16 protein-coding genes are annotated in these 17,776 nt (G+C 71.8%); 15 read left to right on the top strand and 1 reads right to left on the bottom strand.

Translation table 11 applies throughout. The features are described 5' to 3' along the window. The coding region (locus ACFCY7_RS35440) for a hypothetical protein (RefSeq protein ID WP_376490190.1) at window positions 1-225 on the top strand (225 nt) is incomplete at its 5' end. A gap of 46 nt (window positions 226-271) precedes the next feature. On the opposite strand, the gene bldD is transcribed toward ACFCY7_RS35440, so the two are convergent. Continuing rightward, a complete protein-coding gene (gene bldD, locus ACFCY7_RS35435) occupies window positions 272-772 on the bottom strand; it encodes a transcriptional regulator BldD (RefSeq protein WP_017242229.1) in 501 nt (166 codons plus the stop codon). 246 nt (window positions 773-1,018) lie between these two features. On the opposite strand from bldD, the gene pyrR reads away from it, so the two are divergent. The 14 genes from pyrR (at window position 1,019) to ACFCY7_RS35365 (ending at window position 17,657) form a co-directional block, all read left to right on the top strand. Next, window positions 1,019-1,585 (top strand): bifunctional pyr operon transcriptional regulator/uracil phosphoribosyltransferase PyrR, encoded by a 567-nt coding sequence (pyrR, locus tag ACFCY7_RS35430; protein ID WP_376490189.1) that lies wholly within the window; start codon window positions 1,019-1,021, stop codon window positions 1,583-1,585. Window positions 1,586-1,670: 85 nt separating this feature from the next. Beyond that, complete coding sequence (locus ACFCY7_RS35425; RefSeq protein WP_376490188.1) at window positions 1,671-2,651, top strand: aspartate carbamoyltransferase catalytic subunit; 981 nt, start codon at window positions 1,671-1,673, stop codon at window positions 2,649-2,651. Window positions 2,652-2,653: 2 nt separating this feature from the next. Then, the gene (locus ACFCY7_RS35420; RefSeq protein WP_376490187.1) at window positions 2,654-3,940 is read left to right on the top strand and encodes a dihydroorotase; all 1,287 of its coding nucleotides are present in this window, start codon (window positions 2,654-2,656) and stop codon (window positions 3,938-3,940) included. After that, entirely contained in the window at window positions 3,937-4,515 is a 579-nt protein-coding gene (locus tag ACFCY7_RS35415) for a hypothetical protein (RefSeq protein ID WP_376490186.1), read from the top strand. Before ACFCY7_RS35420 ends, ACFCY7_RS35415 begins: the two co-directional genes overlap by 4 nt. Next, window positions 4,512-5,660 carry a glutamine-hydrolyzing carbamoyl-phosphate synthase small subunit gene (carA, locus tag ACFCY7_RS35410; RefSeq protein WP_376490185.1) on the top strand — a complete coding sequence of 383 codons (1,149 nt, stop codon included), beginning with the start codon at window positions 4,512-4,514 and terminating at the stop codon, window positions 5,658-5,660. Before ACFCY7_RS35415 ends, carA begins: the two co-directional genes overlap by 4 nt. Beyond that, entirely contained in the window at window positions 5,653-8,961 is a 3,309-nt protein-coding gene (gene carB / locus ACFCY7_RS35405) for a carbamoyl-phosphate synthase large subunit (protein WP_376490184.1), read from the top strand. The genes carA and carB overlap by 8 nt, the downstream gene beginning before the upstream one ends. A gap of 75 nt (window positions 8,962-9,036) precedes the next feature. After that, on the top strand, window positions 9,037-10,146 hold the full coding sequence (locus tag ACFCY7_RS35400) for a quinone-dependent dihydroorotate dehydrogenase (protein WP_376490183.1): 1,110 nt from the start codon (window positions 9,037-9,039) through the stop codon (window positions 10,144-10,146). Continuing rightward, window positions 10,143-10,979, top strand: a complete 837-nt coding sequence (pyrF, locus tag ACFCY7_RS35395; protein WP_376490182.1) for an orotidine-5'-phosphate decarboxylase — start codon at window positions 10,143-10,145, stop codon at window positions 10,977-10,979. The genes ACFCY7_RS35400 and pyrF overlap by 4 nt, the downstream gene beginning before the upstream one ends. A 352-nt stretch (window positions 10,980-11,331) precedes the next feature. Continuing rightward, window positions 11,332-11,655, top strand: coding sequence for an integration host factor (locus ACFCY7_RS35390; RefSeq protein ID WP_362572758.1), 324 nt, complete (start codon window positions 11,332-11,334; stop codon window positions 11,653-11,655). Window positions 11,656-11,704: 49 nt separating this feature from the next. Then, window positions 11,705-12,292 carry a guanylate kinase gene (gene gmk / locus ACFCY7_RS35385; protein ID WP_376490181.1) on the top strand — a complete coding sequence of 196 codons (588 nt, stop codon included), beginning with the start codon at window positions 11,705-11,707 and terminating at the stop codon, window positions 12,290-12,292. A gap of 63 nt (window positions 12,293-12,355) precedes the next feature. After that, on the top strand, window positions 12,356-12,628 hold the full coding sequence (gene rpoZ / locus ACFCY7_RS35380; protein WP_366042461.1) for a DNA-directed RNA polymerase subunit omega: 273 nt from the start codon (window positions 12,356-12,358) through the stop codon (window positions 12,626-12,628). 67 nt (window positions 12,629-12,695) lie between these two features. Then, window positions 12,696-13,961 carry a bifunctional phosphopantothenoylcysteine decarboxylase/phosphopantothenate--cysteine ligase CoaBC gene (coaBC, locus tag ACFCY7_RS35375; RefSeq protein ID WP_376490180.1) on the top strand — a complete coding sequence of 422 codons (1,266 nt, stop codon included), beginning with the start codon at window positions 12,696-12,698 and terminating at the stop codon, window positions 13,959-13,961. A gap of 264 nt (window positions 13,962-14,225) precedes the next feature. After that, on the top strand, window positions 14,226-15,434 hold the full coding sequence (gene metK / locus ACFCY7_RS35370; protein WP_376490179.1) for a methionine adenosyltransferase: 1,209 nt from the start codon (window positions 14,226-14,228) through the stop codon (window positions 15,432-15,434). A 93-nt stretch (window positions 15,435-15,527) separates the two neighbouring features. Next, on the top strand, window positions 15,528-17,657 hold the full coding sequence (locus tag ACFCY7_RS35365) for a primosomal protein N' (protein ID WP_376490178.1): 2,130 nt from the start codon (window positions 15,528-15,530) through the stop codon (window positions 17,655-17,657). Window positions 17,658-17,776: the final 119 nt, after the last annotated feature.

The raw sequence follows: 17,776 nt of genomic DNA, 5'->3' as shown, positions 1-17,776 counted from the left end.
GCACACGTGCTGCGGGCCCCTTCGGCGTTTCCCGGGCGGGTGCGGCGCCTCACGGCGCTGTACGGGGAGGTACGGCGCCTCGCGGCGCTCGTCCGGGGAAGTCTGCTCCTCCCGGCACGTGCGGGGCCGTACGGGGCCCTCCCGGCGCTCGTACGGCCGCTCAGGGCTCTCCCGGCGCTCGCGCACCGGCCGGGGGAACGCCGAGGGCCCGTGGACGTCCGATGACGTCCACGGGCCCGGCGGTACGTTTCTGCTGTGCCCTCGTAAGGGGTCAGTTGTCCTCGTGGGCGACCGCGCGGCGCGCGTCCGCGTCCAGCACGCCCCAGCTGATGAGCTGCTCGGTGAGGACCGAGGGGGACTGGTCGTAGATGACGGCGAGCGTGCGCAGGTCGTCCTGGCGGATCGACAGCACCTTGCCGTTGTAGTCGCCGCGCTGCGACTGGATCGTCGCCGCGTAGCGCTGGAGCGGGCCGGCCTTCTCCTGGGGGACGTGCGCCAGGCGCTCCAGGTCGAGGACCAGCTTCGGCGGCGGCTCGGCCGCCCCGCCGGGGGTCGTGCCCGGCAGGAGCTCCTGCACCGGCACCCCGTAGAAATCGGCCAGCTCGGCAAGGCGCTGCACGGTCACCGCACGGTCACCACGCTCGTACGAGCCGACCACGACGGCCTTCCAGCGGCCCTGGGACTTCTCCTCCACTCCGTGGAGGGACAGACCCTGCTGGGTGCGGATGGCACGGAGTTTGGCCCCGAGCTGCTTTGCGTATTCGCTGGACATAACGCTCCCGGACGCTGTGACGACATGCGGCTGCGCCGCGCGGCTGGTAACTCACTGTGAGGTTACGCAGCGTTACTCTTTCCCGTCAAGCCGAATGGTCCGTACCGCCTCCTCCCGGGGGACGGCGCACGGAGCGGCGCGCCGGGGCGCGCGTCGTACACCCGTCCACCCCCTGGTAAAGTGAACGCGCAATTCCGACGTCCTTTAAGAACCGTCCCGTGAGGCGGAGAAGGAGGTCCGTTTTTCATGGACACCCAGCAGCAGTACGGCGATGACGCCCGGCCCGTCCTCGAGGCCCCCGACATCGCGCGGGTCCTCACCCGCATCGCCCACGAGATCGTCGAGCGCGCCAAGGGCGCAGACGACGTGGTCCTCCTCGGCATTCCCACCCGCGGCGTGTTCCTCGCCCGCCGGCTCGCCGAGAAGCTCGAGTCGATCACCGGCACGAAGATCCCGGTCGGCTCCCTCGACATCACCATGTACCGGGACGACCTCCGGCTGAAGCCCGCCCGCGCCATCGGCCGCACCGAGATCCCCGGTGACGGCGTCGACGGCCGCCTCGTCGTCCTCGTCGACGACGTGCTCTTCTCCGGCCGCACCATCCGCGCCGCCCTCGACGCCCTCGGCGACATCGGCCGCCCGCGCGCCGTCCAGCTCGCGGTCCTCGTCGACCGCGGCCACCGCGAACTTCCGATCCGTGCCGACTACGTCGGCAAGAACCTCCCCACGTCGCTGCGGGAGACGGTCAAGGTCCAGCTCGCCGAGGAGGACGGTCGCGACACCGTGCTGCTCGGCACCAGGCCCGCCTCCTAGCCGGACCGGCTTTCCCGCGGGGCCCAGGGCACACCCCTGCGCCCCCGCATGTCCGCACACCTCCCCACCACGGAGAGACACCCCGATGATGCGTCACCTCATCTCGGCCGCCGACCTCACCCGCGACGACGCCGTCCAGATCCTCGACACCGCCGAGGAGATGGCCCGGGTGGCCGACCGGCCCATCAAGAAGCTGCCGACCCTGCGCGGCCGGACCATCTGCAACCTGTTCTTCGAGGACTCCACCCGCACCCGGATCTCCTTCGAGGCCGCCGAGAAGCGCCTCTCCGCCGACGTCATCAACTTCGCGGCCAAGGGCTCCAGCGTCTCCAAGGGCGAGTCCCTCAAGGACACCGCGCAGACCCTGGAGGCCATGGGCGTCGACGCGGTCGTCATCCGGCACGGCGCCTCCGGAGCCCCGTACCGCCTCGCCACCTCCGGCTGGATCGACGCCCCCGTCATCAACGCCGGCGACGGCACCCACCAGCACCCCACCCAGGCCCTGCTCGACGCCTTCACCATGCGCCGCCGCCTCGTCGGCCGCGACGCCGGTCTCGGCCGGGACCTCGACGGCAAGCGCATCACCCTCGTGGGCGACGTCCTGCACAGCCGGGTCGCCCGCTCCAACGTCGACCTGCTGCACACCCTCGGCGCCGAGGTCACCCTGGTGGCCCCGCCCACCCTGGTCCCCGTCGGCGTCGAGACCTGGCCCTGCGAGGTCTCGTACGACCTCGACAGCGTGCTGCCGAAGTCCGACGCGGTGATGATGCTTCGTGTGCAGCGCGAGCGGATGAACGCCGCCTTCTTCCCGACCGAGCGCGAGTACTCGCGCCGCTACGGGCTCGACGGCGAGCGGATGGCGAAGATGCCCGAACACGCCATCGTCATGCACCCCGGCCCGATGGTCCGCGGCATGGAGATCACCGCCGAGGTCGCCGACTCCGACCGCTGCACGGTCGTCGAGCAGGTCGCCAACGGCGTCTCCGTCCGGATGGCCGTCCTCTACCTGCTTCTGGGCGGCAACGAGTCCGCCGTCAGCCACACCCGTACCGAGGAGAGCAAGTAACCATGAGCAAGATCCTTATCCGCGGTGCGAAGGTCCTCGGCGGCGACATCCAGGACGTCCTCGTCGACGGCGAGACCATCGCCGAGGTCGGCACCGGCCTGTCCGCCGAGGGCGCGACCGTGATCGAGGCCGACGGCCTGATCCTGCTGCCCGGCCTGGTCGACCTCCACACCCACCTGCGCGAGCCCGGCCGCGAGGACTCCGAGACCGTCCTCACCGGCACCCGCGCCGCCGCCTCCGGCGGCTACACCGCCGTCTTCGCCATGGCCAACACCCACCCGGTCGCCGACACCGCCGGCGTCGTCGAGCAGGTCTACCGCCTCGGCAAGGAGTCCGGCTACTGCGACGTGCAGCCCATCGGCGCCGTCACCGTCGGCCTCGAAGGCAAGAAGCTCGCCGAGCTCGGCGCCATGCACGACTCCGCCGCCGGCGTCACCGTCTTCTCCGACGACGGCAAGTGCGTCGACGACGCCGTGATCATGCGCCGCGCCCTGGAGTACGTGAAGGCCTTCGACGGCGTCGTCGCCCAGCACGCCCAGGAGCCCCGCCTCACCGAGGGCGCCCAGATGAACGAGGGCATCGTCTCCGCCGAACTCGGACTCGGCGGCTGGCCCGCCGTCGCCGAGGAGTCGATCATCGCCCGCGACGTCCTCCTCGCCGAGCACGTCGGCTCCCGCGTCCACATCTGCCACCTCTCCACCGCCGGCTCCGTCGAGATCGTCCGCTGGGCCAAGTCCCGCGGCATCGACGTCACCGCCGAGGTCACCCCGCACCACCTCCTCCTCACGGACGAGCTGGTCCGCTCGTACAACCCGGTCTACAAGGTCAACCCGCCGCTGCGCACCGAGAAGGACGTCCTCGCCCTGCGCGAGGCGCTGGCCGACGGCACGATCGACATCGTCGCCACCGACCACGCCCCGCACCCGCACGAGGACAAGGACTGCGAGTGGGCCGCGGCCGCCATGGGCATGGTCGGCCTGGAGACCGCGCTCTCCGTCGTCCAGCAGACGATGGTCGAGACCGGCCTCCTCGACTGGGCCGGCGTCGCCGACCGCATGTCCTTCGCCCCCGCCCGCATCGGACGGGCCTCCGGCCACGGACGACCCGTCTCGGCTGGTGAGCCCGCGAACCTGACGCTGATCGATCCGGCATACCGTGGTGTCGTGGACCCCGCGGACTTCGCCTCCCGCAGCCGCAACACCCCCTACGAGGGTCGTGAGCTGCCGGGACGCGTCACCCACACCTTCCTGCGGGGCCGGGCAACGGTCGTGGACGGGAAGCTGGCGTGACACCACTCATCGCAATCGCCGCACAGGCAGCAGACCAGAAGTCGGCGGAGGTGACCGACTGGGCCGGCAGGATCGGCTGGGTCGCCGGCCTGCTGCTCTTCATCGCCTTCGTCTACTGGCTGATGCGCCAGGGATGGAAGTGGCGCGGCAGCCTCCAGTCGGACCTCCCCGAGCTTCCCACCGCGCCGCAGGAGCCCGGTGCGGCGAGACTGACCCTGAGCGGGCGCTACCACGGGTCCACGACCGCGGGCCAGTGGCTCGACCGGATCGTCGCCCACGGCCTCGGCACCCGCAGCCGGGTCGAGCTCACGCTCACCGACGCCGGGATCGAGGTCGTACGCCCCGGGGCGAACGACTTCTTCGTCCCGGCCGACGCCCTGCGCGGGGCACGCCTCGACAAGGGCATCGCCGGCAAGGTCCTCGCCGAGGGCGGCCTGCTGATCGTCACCTGGGCCCACGGCGAGAAGCTGCTCGACTCCGGCTTCCGCTCCGACCGGGCGGCCGAGCACACCGCCTGGGTCGAGGCCCTCAACTCCATGAACCACACCACCACGACGGAAGGCATCGCACGATGACGACCTCCACCAGGGGAGCCGACAAGACTCCCGCCGTACTCGTCCTGGAGGACGGCCGCATCTTCCGCGGCCGCGCCTACGGGGCCGTGGGGGAGACCTTCGGCGAGGCCGTGTTCTCCACCGGCATGACCGGCTACCAGGAGACCCTCACCGACCCGTCGTACCACCGCCAGGTCGTGGTCATGACCGCCCCGCACGTCGGCAACACCGGCGTCAACGACGAGGACCCCGAGTCCGGCCGCATCTGGGTCTCCGGCTACGTCGTCCGCGACCCCGCCCGCGTCTCCTCCAACTGGCGCGCCCAGCGCTCGCTGGACGAGGAGCTGGAGCGCCAGGGCGTCGTCGGCATCTCCGGCATCGACACCCGCGCCCTCACCCGCCACCTGCGCGAGCGCGGCGCCATGCGCGTCGGCATCTTCTCCGGCGACGCCTGGACCGGCGTCCGCGACGAGGCCCTGCTCGCCAAGGTGCAGGAGCAGCCCCAGATGAAGGGCGCGAACCTCTCCGCCGAGGTCGCCACCAAGGAGACGTACGTCGTCCCCGCGATCGGCACCAAGAAGTTCACCGTCGCCGCCGTCGACCTCGGCATCAAGGGCATGACCCCGCACCGGATGGCCGAGCGCGGCATCGAGGTCCACGTGCTGCCCGCCACCGCCACCGCCGAGGACATCTACGCGGTGAACCCGGACGGCGTCTTCTTCTCCAACGGCCCCGGCGACCCGGCCACGGCCGACGGTCCCGTCGCCGTCATGCGCGCCGTCCTGGAGCGCAAGACCCCGCTCTTCGGCATCTGCTTCGGCAACCAGATCCTCGGCCGCGCCCTCGGCTTCGGCACCTACAAGCTGAAGTACGGCCACCGCGGCATCAACCAGCCGGTGCAGGACCGCACCACCGGCAAGGTCGAGGTCACCGCGCACAACCACGGCTTCGCCGTCGACGCGCCCCTCGACAAGATCTCCGACACCCCCTTCGGGCGTGCCCAGGTCTCCCACGTCTGCCTGAACGACGACGTCGTCGAAGGCCTCCAGCTGCTCGACCAGCCGGCCTTCTCCGTCCAGTACCACCCCGAGGCGGCCGCGGGCCCGCACGACGCCGCGTACCTCTTCGACCGCTTCGTATCCCTGATGGAGGCCGAGCGTGCCTAAGCGCACCGATATCCAGTCCGTCCTGGTCATCGGCTCCGGCCCGATCGTCATCGGCCAGGCCGCAGAGTTCGACTACTCCGGCACCCAGGCGTGCCGCATCCTCAAGGCCGAGGGCCTGCGGGTGATCCTGGTCAACTCCAACCCGGCCACGATCATGACCGACCCGGAGATCGCCGACGCCACCTACGTCGAGCCGATCACCCCCGAGTTCGTCGAGAAGATCATCGCCAAGGAGCGCCCCGACGCCCTCCTGCCCACCCTCGGCGGCCAGACCGCGCTGAACACCGCGATCTCCATGCACGAGCAGGGCGTCCTGGAGAAGTACGGCGTCGAGCTCATCGGCGCCAACGTCGAGGCCATCAACAAGGGCGAGGACCGCGACCTCTTCAAGGGCGTCGTCGAGGCCGTCAAGGCCAAGATCGGCTACGGCGAGTCCGCCCGCTCGGTCATCTGCCACTCCATGGACGACGTCCTCAAGGGCGTCGAGACGCTCGGCGGCTACCCCGTCGTCGTCCGCCCCTCCTTCACCATGGGCGGCGCCGGCTCCGGCTTCGCCCACGACGAGGACGAGCTGCGCCGCATCGCCGGCCAGGGCCTCACGCTCTCCCCGACCACCGAGGTGCTCCTGGAGGAGTCCATCCTCGGCTGGAAGGAGTACGAGCTGGAGCTGATGCGCGACAAGAACGACAACGTCGTGGTCGTCTGCTCCATCGAGAACTTCGACCCGATGGGCGTCCACACCGGTGACTCGATCACCGTCGCCCCGGCGATGACGCTCACCGACCGCGAGTACCAGCGGCTCCGCGACATCGGCATCGCGATCATCCGCGAGGTCGGCGTCGACACCGGCGGCTGCAACATCCAGTTCGCGATCGACCCGGTCGACGGCCGGATCATCGTCATCGAGATGAACCCGCGCGTCTCCCGCTCCTCCGCGCTCGCCTCCAAGGCGACCGGCTTCCCGATCGCCAAGATCGCGGCCCGTCTCGCCGTCGGCTACACGCTGGACGAGATCCCGAACGACATCACGGAGAAGACCCCGGCGTCCTTCGAGCCCACGCTCGACTACGTCGTCGTCAAGGCCCCGCGCTTCGCCTTCGAGAAGTTCCCGCAGGCCGACTCCACCCTCACCACGACCATGAAGTCGGTCGGCGAGGCCATGGCCATCGGCCGCAACTTCACCGAGGCCCTCCAGAAGGCCCTGCGCTCCCTGGAGAAGAAGGGCTCGCAGTTCACCTTCGTCGGCGAGCCCGGCGACAAGGACGAGCTGCTGCGCGACGCGGTCCGCCCGACCGACGGCCGCATCAACACCGTCATGCAGGCCATCCGCGCCGGCGCCACCCCGCAGGAGGTCTTCGACGCCACGAAGATCGACCCGTGGTTCGTCGACCAGCTCTTCCTGATCAAGGAGATCGCCGACGAGCTGGCCGCCGCCGAGAAGCTCGAGCCCGAGATCCTCGCCGAGGCCAAGCGCCACGGCTTCTCCGACGCCCAGATCGCCGAGATCCGCGGCCTGCGCGAGGACGTCGTCCGCGAGGTCCGGCACGCCCTCGGCGTCCGACCGGTCTACAAGACGGTCGACACCTGCGCCGCCGAGTTCGCCGCCAAGACCCCGTACTTCTACTCCTCGTACGACGAGGAGAGCGAGGTCGCGCCGCGCACCAAGCCCGCCGTGATCATCCTGGGCTCCGGCCCGAACCGCATCGGCCAGGGCATCGAGTTCGACTACTCCTGCGTCCACGCCTCCTTCGCCCTGAGCGACGCCGGCTACGAGACCGTGATGGTCAACTGCAACCCGGAGACCGTCTCGACGGACTACGACACCTCCGACCGCCTGTACTTCGAGCCGCTGACGCTCGAGGACGTGCTGGAGATCGTCCACGCCGAGACGCTGGCCGGCCCCGTCGCCGGCGTCGTCGTCCAGCTCGGCGGCCAGACCCCGCTGGGTCTGTCCCAGGCGCTCAAGGACAACGGCGTGCCGGTCGTCGGCACCTCCCCGGAGGCCATCCACGCCGCCGAGGACCGCGGCGCGTTCGGCCGGGTCCTCGCCGAGGCCGGCCTGCCGGCCCCCAAGCACGGCACCGCGACCACCTTCGCCGGCGCCAAGGCCATCGCCGACGAGATCGGCTACCCCGTCCTCGTGCGCCCGTCGTACGTGCTCGGCGGCCGCGGCATGGAGATCGTCTACGACGAGACCCGCCTGGAGTCGTACATCGCCGAGTCCACCGAGATCAGCCCCACCCGGCCGGTCCTGGTCGACCGCTTCCTCGACGACGCGATCGAGATCGACGTGGACGCGCTCTACGACGGCCAGGAGCTCTACCTCGGCGGCGTCATGGAGCACATCGAGGAGGCCGGCATCCACTCCGGCGACTCGGCCTGCGCCCTGCCCCCGATCACCCTCGGCGGCTTCGACATCAAGCGGCTGCGCGCCTCCACCGAGGCCATCGCCAAGGGCGTCGGCGTCCGCGGCCTGATCAACATCCAGTTCGCCATGGCCGGCGACATCCTCTACGTCCTGGAGGCCAACCCGCGCGCCTCCCGGACCGTCCCCTTCACCTCGAAGGCGACCGCCGTGCCGCTCGCGAAGGCCGCCGCCCGCATCTCGCTGGGCGCCACCATCGCCGAGCTGCGCGCCGAGGGCCTGCTGCCGAAGACCGGCGACGGCGGCACCCTGCCGATCGACGCGCCGATCTCCGTCAAGGAGGCCGTGATGCCGTGGAGCCGCTTCCGCGACATCCACGGGCGCGGCGTCGACACCGTCCTCGGCCCGGAGATGCGCTCCACCGGCGAGGTCATGGGCATCGACGCGGTCTTCGGCACGGCGTACGCCAAGTCGCAGGCCGGCGCCTACGGCCCGCTGCCCACCAAGGGCCGCGCGTTCATCTCCGTCGCCAACCGCGACAAGCGCTCGATGATCTTCCCGGCCCGCGAGCTCGTCGCCCACGGCTTCGAGCTGCTCGCCACCTCCGGCACCGCCGAGGTCCTCAAGCGCAACGGCATCAACGCCACGGTCGTGCGCAAGCTCAGCGAGGGCGAGGGCCCGAACGGCGAGAAGACGATCGTCCAGCTGATCCACGACGGCCAGGTCGACCTGATCGTCAACACCCCGTACGGCACCGGCGGCCGCCTCGACGGCTACGAGATCCGTACGGCCGCGGTGGCCCGCAGCGTCCCGTGCCTCACCACGGTCCAGGCGCTCGCCGCCGCCGTCCAGGGCATCGACGCGCTCAACCGCGGCGACGTCGGCGTCCGCTCGCTCCAGGAACACGCGGAGCATCTGACCGCGGCCCGCGACTAGCAGCCCGTACGAACGAGGGGGACACCGGAAACACCGCGGTGTCCCCCTCTTCATGAGCACACCTGGACTCCCCGCATGTACAAGTTCTTCTTCACCGTCGTCTTCAAGCGCATGGACCCCGAGAAGGCCCACTACCTGGCCTTCCGCTGGATCCGCCTGGCCGCCCGCGTCCCCGTCCTGCGCACCTTCGTCGCCGCCGTCCTCGCGCCCCGGTACAAGGAGCTGCGCACCGAGGCCCTCGGCCTGCGGATGCACGGCCCCTTCGGCCTCGCCGCCGGCTTCGACAAGAACGCCGTGGCCATCGACGGCATGTCGATGCTCGGCTTCGACCACATCGAGATCGGCACCGTCACCGGCGAAGCCCAGCCCGGCAACCCGAAGAAGCGCCTCTTCCGGCTGGTCCCGGACCGCGCCCTGATCAACCGCATGGGCTTCAACAACGAGGGCTCCGCCGCCGTCGCCGCGCGCCTCCACGCGCGCGTGCCGGTCTTCAAGACCGTCGTCGGCGTCAACATCGGCAAGACCAAGGTCGTGCCGGAGGCGGAGGCCGCCGCCGACTACGTGAAGTCCACCGAGCGCCTCGCCGCCCACGCCGACTACCTCGTCGTGAACGTCTCCTCGCCGAACACCCCGGGGCTGCGCAACCTCCAGGCCACCGAGTCCCTGCGCCCGCTGCTCACGGCCGTACGGGAGGCCGCCGACCGCTCCGTCACCGGCCGCCGCGTCCCGCTCCTGGTGAAGATCGCCCCCGACCTGGCCGACGAGGACGTCGACGCGGTCGCCGACCTCGCCCTGGAGCTCGGCCTCGACGGCATCATCGCCACCAACACCACCATCGCGCGCGAGGGCCTGGGCCTGACGTCGGACCCGGAGCTGGTCAAGGAGACCGGCGGCCTGTCCGGCGCGCCCGTCAAGGAGCGCTCCCTGGCCGTCCTGCGCCGCCTCCACGCGCGCGTGGGCGACCGCCTGGTCCTCGTGGGCGTCGGCGGCATCGAGAACGCCGAGGACGCCTGGCAGCGGATCCTCGCCGGCGCCACGCTGATCCAGGGCTACAGCGCCTTCATCTACGAGGGGCCGTTCTACGCCCGCGCGATCCACAAGGGCCTCGCCGCGCGCCTCGCCGCCTCCCCGTACGCCACCCTCGCCGAGGCCGTCGGCGCCGACAACCGAAAGGCCGCCCAGTGACCCTCTCCTTCGGTACCCGCCTGCGCTCCGCCATGGACGAGCGCGGCCCCCTGTGCGTCGGCATCGACCCGCACGCCGCCCTGCTCGACTCCTGGGGCCTGACCGACGACATCGCCGGTCTCGAACGCTTCACCTTCACGGTCGTCGAGGCGCTCGCGGACACCGTGGCCGTCTTCAAGCCGCAGTCCGCCTTCTTCGAGCGCTTCGGCTCGCGCGGCATCGCGGTCCTGGAGCGGGCCGTCGCCGACCTGCGCGCCGCGGGCGGCCTGGTCGTCATGGACGCCAAGCGCGGCGACATCGGCTCCACCATGGCCGCCTATGCCGAGACCTTCCTGCGCAAGGACTCCCCGCTCTTCTCCGACGCGCTCACGGTCTCCCCGTACCTCGGCTACGGCTCCCTGAAGCCGGCCGTCGACCTGGCCCGCGAGTCCGGCGCCGGCCTCTTCGTGCTGGCCCTCACCTCCAACCCGGAGGGCGCGGAGGTCCAGCGGGCGGTCCGCGAGGACGGCCGGACCATCGGCGCGACGATGCTGGGCCACCTGGCGGCGGAGAACGCGGGGGAGACGCCCATGGGCTCCTTCGGCGCGGTCGTCGGCGCCACCCTCGGCGACCTGTCCTCGTTCGACCTCGACATCAACGGGCCGCTGCTCGCCCCCGGCATCGGTGCCCAGGGCGCGACCCCGGCCGACCTTCCCGCCGTCTTCGGCGCGGCGGTCCGCAACGTCGTCCCGAACGTCAGCCGCGGAGTCCTGAAGCACGGACCGGACGCGGCCGCTCTGCGGGACTCGGCTCACCGGTACGCGGACGAGGTCCGGGCGGCCGTCGGCGCGTAGCGGGTCCGCCGGCGATCCCCACCGGGCTCCCGGGCGATCCGATCCGGGGTGTCAGGCCAAGCCGCAGGTGGGAGCCTTTTCGGCCCGGTGGGACGGCCCGTCCCGCCGGGCCGTCTCACTACTTGACGAAAACTTGGCTCAAAACCGGGTCGTTATGTCGGAAAAGTCCCGGTCGGTCGATGCTGACCAGGACTTTTCCGCTGTTCTCGCTGACGGGAGCGGCCTCGGCCGCTAGTCTCCGGGGCAGAGCAGGCGTTCAGCGACACTCCGTTGGACGTTGCTCCACTGGTGTGGGGCGCTGGGTTCCTCACCGGTCCGTATCCGACAGATCGACATCCGAGGTGACGTAGGCGTGGCTCTTCCGCCCCTTACCCCTGAACAGCGCGCAGCCGCGCTCGAGAAGGCCGCCGCGGCTCGCCGGGAGCGGGCCGAGATCAAGAATCGACTCAAGCACTCCGGCGCCTCCCTGCAGGAGGTCATCAAGACCGGCCAGGAGAACGACGTCATCGGCAAGATGAAGGTCTCCGCTCTCCTCGAGTCCCTGCCGGGCGTGGGCAAGGTCCGCGCCAAGCAGATCATGGAGCGCCTCGGCATCTCCGAGAGCCGCCGCGTCCGCGGTCTCGGCTCGAACCAGATCGCCTCCCTGGAGCGGGAGTTCGGCAGCACCGGCGCCTGATCCGGGACGCGCGTCCCGGGCACACCGGTAAAGCTGGAATAATCGCTGCATGGCAGCAGAGGTACGTCCGCGGCTGACCGTGCTCTCCGGCCCCTCAGGGGTCGGCAAGAGCACGGTCGTCGCTCATATGCGCAAGGTCCACCCCGAGGTCTGGCTCTCGGTGTCGGCGACGACACGGAAGCCCCGCCCCGGCGAGAAGCACGGCGTCCACTACTTCTTCGTGACGGACGACGAGTTCGACAAGCTGATCGCCAACGGTGAGCTCCTCGAATGGGCCGAGTTCGCGGGCAACCGATACGGCACCCCGCGGGGCGCGGTCCTCGAGCGCCTGGACTCCGGGGAGCCCGTCCTCCTGGAGATCGACCTCCAGGGCGCCCGTCAGGTCAAGGACTCCATGGCGGAGTCCCAGCTGGTCTTCCTGGCTCCGCCGAGCTGGGAGGAGCTGGTCCGCCGGCTCACCGGCCGGGGCACCGAGTCGCCCGAGGTCATCGCGCGCCGACTGGAGGCCGCGAAGGTCGAGCTGGCCGCCGAAGCGGAGTTCGACACCACGCTCGTCAACACCTCCGTCGAGGACGTCGCACGCGAGCTGCTAACGTTGATGCTGCTGTCATCTGGGGACCTGGACAACAACGGCTGACGCCGTGGGTTCCCGAATCTTCACAGCATGTCTGATTTTTTCTCCATCTTCGGAAGGTAGAGCGTGTCCTCTTCCATGACTGCGCCCGAGGGCATCATCAACCCGCCGATCGACGAGCTGCTCGAGGCCACGGACTCGAAGTACAGCCTCGTGATCTACGCGGCCAAGCGCGCGCGTCAGATCAACGCGTACTACTCCCAGCTCGGCGAGGGCCTGCTGGAGTACGTGGGTCCGCTCGTCGACACCCACGTCCACGAGAAGCCGCTCTCGATCGCCCTGCGGGAGATCAACGCGGGTCTGCTGACGTCCGAGGCCATCGAGGGCCCGGCGACGTAAGCACGTATCGCTTGTAACGCTTGTCACCACAGGCCCGGCGGAACATCCGCCGGGCCTGTGGTGTCTCATGGAGTCGTACGCATCCGAGTGCGCGTCCGAGTGCGGGGAGTGGTGGGAAGTCGTGGCCGAGCCGAAGGTCGTTCTGGGGGTCAGCGGCGGCATCGCCGCCTACAAGGCGTGCGAGCTGCTGCGCCGGTTCACCGAGTCGGGCCACGACGTCCGCGTGGTGCCCACCGACTCCGCCCTGAACTTCGTCGGAGCGGCCACCTGGTCGGCGCTCTCCGGCAACCCCGTCTCGACCGAGGTGTGGGAGTCCGTCCACGAGGTGCCGCACGTGCGGATCGGCCAGGGGGCCGACCTCGTCGTCGTCGCCCCCGCCACCGCCGACATGCTGGCCAAGGCCGCCCACGGCCTCGCCGACGACCTCCTCACGAACACGCTGCTCACCGCGCGCTGTCCGGTCGTGTTCGCCCCCGCGATGCACACCGAGATGTGGGAGCACCCGGCCACGCAGGAGAACGTGGCCACCCTCCGCCGCCGCGGCGCCGTCGTCATCGAGCCCGCCGTCGGCCGTCTCACCGGCGTCGACACCGGCAAGGGCCGGCTGCCCGACCCCGGGGAGATCTTCGAGGTCTGCCGGCGGATCCTCGCGCGCGGCGTCACCGCCCCCGACCTCGCCGGCCGCCACGTCGTGGTCAGCGCAGGCGGCACCCGGGAGCCCCTCGACCCCGTGCGCTACCTGGGCAACCGCTCCTCCGGCAAGCAGGGCTACGCGCTCGCCAGGGCCGCGGCGGCCCGCGGTGCCCGGGTGACCCTGGTCGAGGCCAACACCGGCATTCCCGACCCGGCCGGCGTCGACGTGGTCCACGTCGGCACCGCCGTCCAGCTCCGCGAGGCCGTGCTCAAGGCCGCCGCCGACGCGGACGCCGTGGTGATGGCCGCGGCCGTCGCCGACTTCCGCCCGGCCGTCTACGCCACCGGGAAGATCAAGAAGAAGGGCGACGACGGTGCCCCCACCGTCGAGCTCGTCCGCAACCCCGACGTCCTGGCCGAGCTGTCCGCCGACCGCGCCCTGCCCGGCCAGGTGGTCGTCGGCTTCGCCGCCGAGACCGACGACGTCCTCGCCAACGGGCGGGAGAAGCTCCGCCGCAAGGGCTGCGACCTGCTCGTCGTCAACGAGGTGGGGGAGCGCAAGACGTTCGGCTCCGAGGAGAACGAGGCCGTCGTCCTCGCCTCGGACGGCGCCGAGACCCCCGTTCCGTACGGACCGAAGGAAGCGCTCGCCGAGACGGTGTGGGACCTCGTCCTGCCGCGGCTGCGGCCCGTGACCTGACAGGCTTCCCCCGTCCCGGGGCGGGTCGCGAGGCGACGCGGCGGAGGCGGGAAACGCCGACCCGCGAGTGATGTACGTCCCACCGAAAGGGCGATCTCGGCCTTGTAGGAGGGGGGTTCCGCGCCCCCTGCGCCATTCGTCTGTCGAGACACCTGGTCCACACCCCGACCACGACCGATAGACTGTTCGTGGAACGTCGCGGGGCGCAGCCCCCTGCCGGTCCGTCACGAGTAGCCAGCAGCCGCTGCAACACCAGGGAGCGTTGTGTCCCGTCGTCTGTTCACCTCGGAGTCCGTCACCGAGGGTCACCCCGACAAGATCGCTGACCAGATCAGCGACACCATCCTCGACGCACTGCTGCGGGAGGACCCCACCTCTCGCGTCGCCGTCGAGACGCTGATCACCACCGGCCTCGTGCACGTCGCCGGTGAGGTGACCACCAAGGCGTGGGCGGACATCCCGACCCTCGTCCGGAACAAGATCCTGGAGATCGGTTACGACTCCTCCAAGAAGGGCTTCGACGGCGCCTCCTGCGGCGTGTCGGTGTCCATCGGATCCCAGTCCCCGGACATCGCCCAGGGTGTCGACACCGCGTACGAGAAGCGGGTCGAGGGCGACGAGGACGAGCTCGACAAGCAGGGCGCCGGCGACCAGGGCCTGATGTTCGGCTACGCCTCGGACGAGACCCCCGAGCTGATGCCGCTGCCGATCCACATCGCGCACCGCCTGTCCCGCCGCCTCACCGAGGTCCGCAAGAACGGGACCATCCCGTACCTGCGTCCCGACGGCAAGACCCAGGTCACCATCGAGTACGACGGCGACAAGGCCGTCCGCCTCGACACGGTCGTCGTCTCCTCGCAGCACGCCTCGGACATCGACCTGGAGTCGCTGCTCGCGCCCGACATCCGCGAGTTCGTCGTCGAGCACGTGCTCAAGCAGCTCATCGAGGACGGCATCAAGCTCGACACCGACGGCTACCGCCTCCTGGTGAACCCGACCGGCCGCTTCGAGATCGGCGGCCCGATGGGTGACGCCGGCCTCACCGGCCGCAAGATCATCATCGACACCTACGGCGGCATGGCCCGCCACGGTGGCGGCGCCTTCTCCGGCAAGGACCCGTCCAAGGTCGACCGCTCGGCCGCCTACGCCATGCGCTGGGTCGCCAAGAACGTCGTCGCCGCGGGCCTCGCCTCGCGCTGCGAGGTCCAGGTCGCGTACGCGATCGGCAAGGCCGAGCCCGTCGGCCTCTTCGTCGAGACCTTCGGCACCAACACCGTCGAGAACGAGAAGATCGAGAACGCCATCGCCGAGGTCTTCGACCTCCGCCCGGCCGCGATCATCCGCGACCTCGACCTGCTCCGCCCGATCTACTCCCAGACCGCCGCCTACGGCCACTTCGGCCGCGAGCTGCCGGACTTCACCTGGGAGCGCACGGACCGCGTGGACGCCCTGAAGACGGCCGCCGGTCTGTAATCGCCCGCACGCGCCCGAAGCCCGGTACCCCCTGGAGGGGTGCCGGGCTTCGGCCGTCTCCGGCTGTCGGTGGGGTCTGGTAGGTATGGGGCTGTGAGCAGCGAGAACGAGAAGTCCGACGAACCCGAGCAGCTCGCGCTCATTCGGGAGACCGTGCGGACGGCGAAGGTGCCGCGGGCCAAGCCGCGGACCTGGCGGGGGGCCGCGCTGGCGAAGGAGCTGCCGGTCGCCAGGGTCGTGGTGAACAAGGGAGCGCTCCACCTCGACCAGTTCTTCGACTACGCGGTGCCCGAGGAGCTCGACGGGGCCGCGCGGCCCGGAGTACGGGTGCGCGTCCGGTTCGGGGCAGGAGCCCACCAGGTCAAGAACGGACGGCGGGAGGGCGGCCGCCTGATCGACGGCTTCCTCGTCGAGCGCCGGGCCACCTCGGACTACTCCGGACCGCTGGCCGCGCTCGCCGACGTCGTCTCGCCCGAGCCGGTCCTCGGACCCGAGCTGCTCGGACTCGCCCGCGCCGTGGCCGACCGGTACGCGGGAAGCCTCGCGGACGTGCTCCAGCTCGCCGTGCCGCCGCGCAGCGCCCGCGCCGAAGGCCGCCCCTCGCCGGAGCCGCTGCCGCCGCCGCGCGCGCCGGAGCCGGGGACCTGGACGCGCTACGAGCGGGGGACGGCGTTCCTGGACTCCCTGGCCCGCGGCGGGGCGCCCCGGGCCGTGTGGAACGCGCTCCCGGGGCCGTACTGGGCCGAGGAGATCGCCCGGGCCGTCGGCGCGACCCTCGCCTCGGGACGGGGCGCGCTCGTCGTCGTCCCCGACGGGCGGGCGGCCGGCCGGGTCGACGCGGCGCTGGCCGAAGTCCTGGGGGAGGGGCGGCACGCGCTGCTGACCGCCGAGGCCGGGCCGGAGAAGCGGTACGCGCAATGGCTGGCGGTGCGGCGCGGCGCGGTGCGGGCGGTCGTCGGCACCCGGGCCGCGATGTTCGCCCCCGTACGGGACCTCGGGCTCGTGGCCATCTGGGACGACGGCGACGGCAGCCACAGCGAGCCGCACGCCCCGCAGCCCCACGCGCGCGAGGTGCTGATCCTGCGCGCCGGCCTCGACCGGTGCGCCTTCCTGCTCGGCGGCACGAGCTGCACCGTCGAGGCCGCCCAGCTCGTCGAGTCCGGCTGGGCCAAGGCGCTCACCGCCGGCCGCGAGCAGGTGCGCAGGGCCGCCCCCCTGATCCGGACCGTCGGCGACGGGGAGCTAGCCCGCGACGAGGCCGCCCGTGCGGCCAGGCTGCCCTCGCTCGCCTGGCAGACCGTGCGGGAGGGGCTCAAGACCGGTCCGGTGCTCGTCCAGGTGCCCCGGCGGGGATACGTTCCGAAGCTGGCCTGCGAGCGGTGCCGGACCCCCGCCCGCTGCCGCCACTGCGCCGGGCCCCTGGAAGCCCCCGACCAGCAGGAACTGCGGTGCGGCTGGTGCGGGCGGGGCGCGCCCGACTGGCACTGCGTGGCGTGCGGGTCGAACCGGCTGCGGGCACAGATCGTGGGCGCGCGGCGGACGGCGGAGGAACTGGGCCGGGCGTTCCCGGCGGTTCCGGTACGGACCTCGGGACGCGACCACGTCCTGGACAGCGTGCCCGGGCGCCCGGCGCTCGTCGTCTCCACCCCCGGCGCCGAACCGGTCGCCGACGGCGGCTACGCGGCGGCACTGCTCCTCGACGGCTGGGCCATGCTCGGCCGCCCCGACCTGAGGGCCGGCGAGGAGGCCCTGCGCCGCTGGATCGACGCCGCCTCGCTGGTGCGGGGCCAGGCCGAGGGCGGCACGGTCGTGGTGGTCGCCGAGCCGACGCTCCGGCCGGTCCAGGCGCTGGTCCGCTGGGACCCGGTCGGGCACGCCCAGCGCGAGCTGGCCGAGCGCGCCGAGCTCGGCTTCCCGCCGGTCTCCCGGATGGCCGCGGTGTCGGGCCCGCCGGAGGCCGTCGAAGGGTTCCTGGCGGCGGCCGGGCTGCCCGCGGACGCCGAGATCCTCGGCCCGGTGCCGCTGCCCGTCGTCCGTCCCGGCGGCCCTCGCAGACCCGGCGACCCGCCGCCGGGCGAGCAGTGGGACCGGGCCCTGGTCCGGGTCCCGCCGGGGAGCGGCGCGGCCCTGGCGGCCGCCCTCAAGCAGGCGCGGGCCGCCCGGATGGCGCGCGGCGGCGGGGAGCCGGTACGGATCAGGGTCGACCCGCCGGACATCGGCTGAGCGCCCGCCGCGGAGGACACGACGCCCGCCCGCCGCGGGGCACACGACGGCCCCCCCCCCCCCCCCCGGGGGCGGGCGGCCGGCGGGGGGCGGGGGGAGCCCGTGGGCGGGGCGGGGGA

Source organism: Streptomyces sp. NPDC056361 (assembly GCF_042262805.1).
Taxonomy (GTDB): Bacteria; Actinomycetota; Actinomycetes; order Streptomycetales; family Streptomycetaceae; genus Streptomyces.
Note: the sequence above shows the minus strand (reverse complement) of the source record. Positions and strands in the feature narration are given on the sequence as shown.

Bases quoted from the DNA above. Each gene is read 5' to 3' on its own strand.
- bldD (WP_017242229.1), bottom strand. From the start codon at position 772: ATGTCCAGCGAATACGCAAAGCAGCTCGGGGCCAAACTCCGTGCCATC.
- pyrR (WP_376490189.1), top strand. From the start codon at position 1,019: ATGGACACCCAGCAGCAGTACGGCGATGACGCCCGGCCCGTCCTCGAG.
- ACFCY7_RS35425 (WP_376490188.1), top strand. From the start codon at position 1,671: ATGATGCGTCACCTCATCTCGGCCGCCGACCTCACCCGCGACGACGCC.
- ACFCY7_RS35420 (WP_376490187.1), top strand. From the start codon at position 2,654: ATGAGCAAGATCCTTATCCGCGGTGCGAAGGTCCTCGGCGGCGACATC.
- carA (WP_376490185.1), top strand. From the start codon at position 4,512: ATGACGACCTCCACCAGGGGAGCCGACAAGACTCCCGCCGTACTCGTC.
- ACFCY7_RS35400 (WP_376490183.1), top strand. From the start codon at position 9,037: ATGTACAAGTTCTTCTTCACCGTCGTCTTCAAGCGCATGGACCCCGAG.
- gmk (WP_376490181.1), top strand. From the start codon at position 11,705: ATGGCAGCAGAGGTACGTCCGCGGCTGACCGTGCTCTCCGGCCCCTCA.
- coaBC (WP_376490180.1), top strand. From the start codon at position 12,696: ATGGAGTCGTACGCATCCGAGTGCGCGTCCGAGTGCGGGGAGTGGTGG.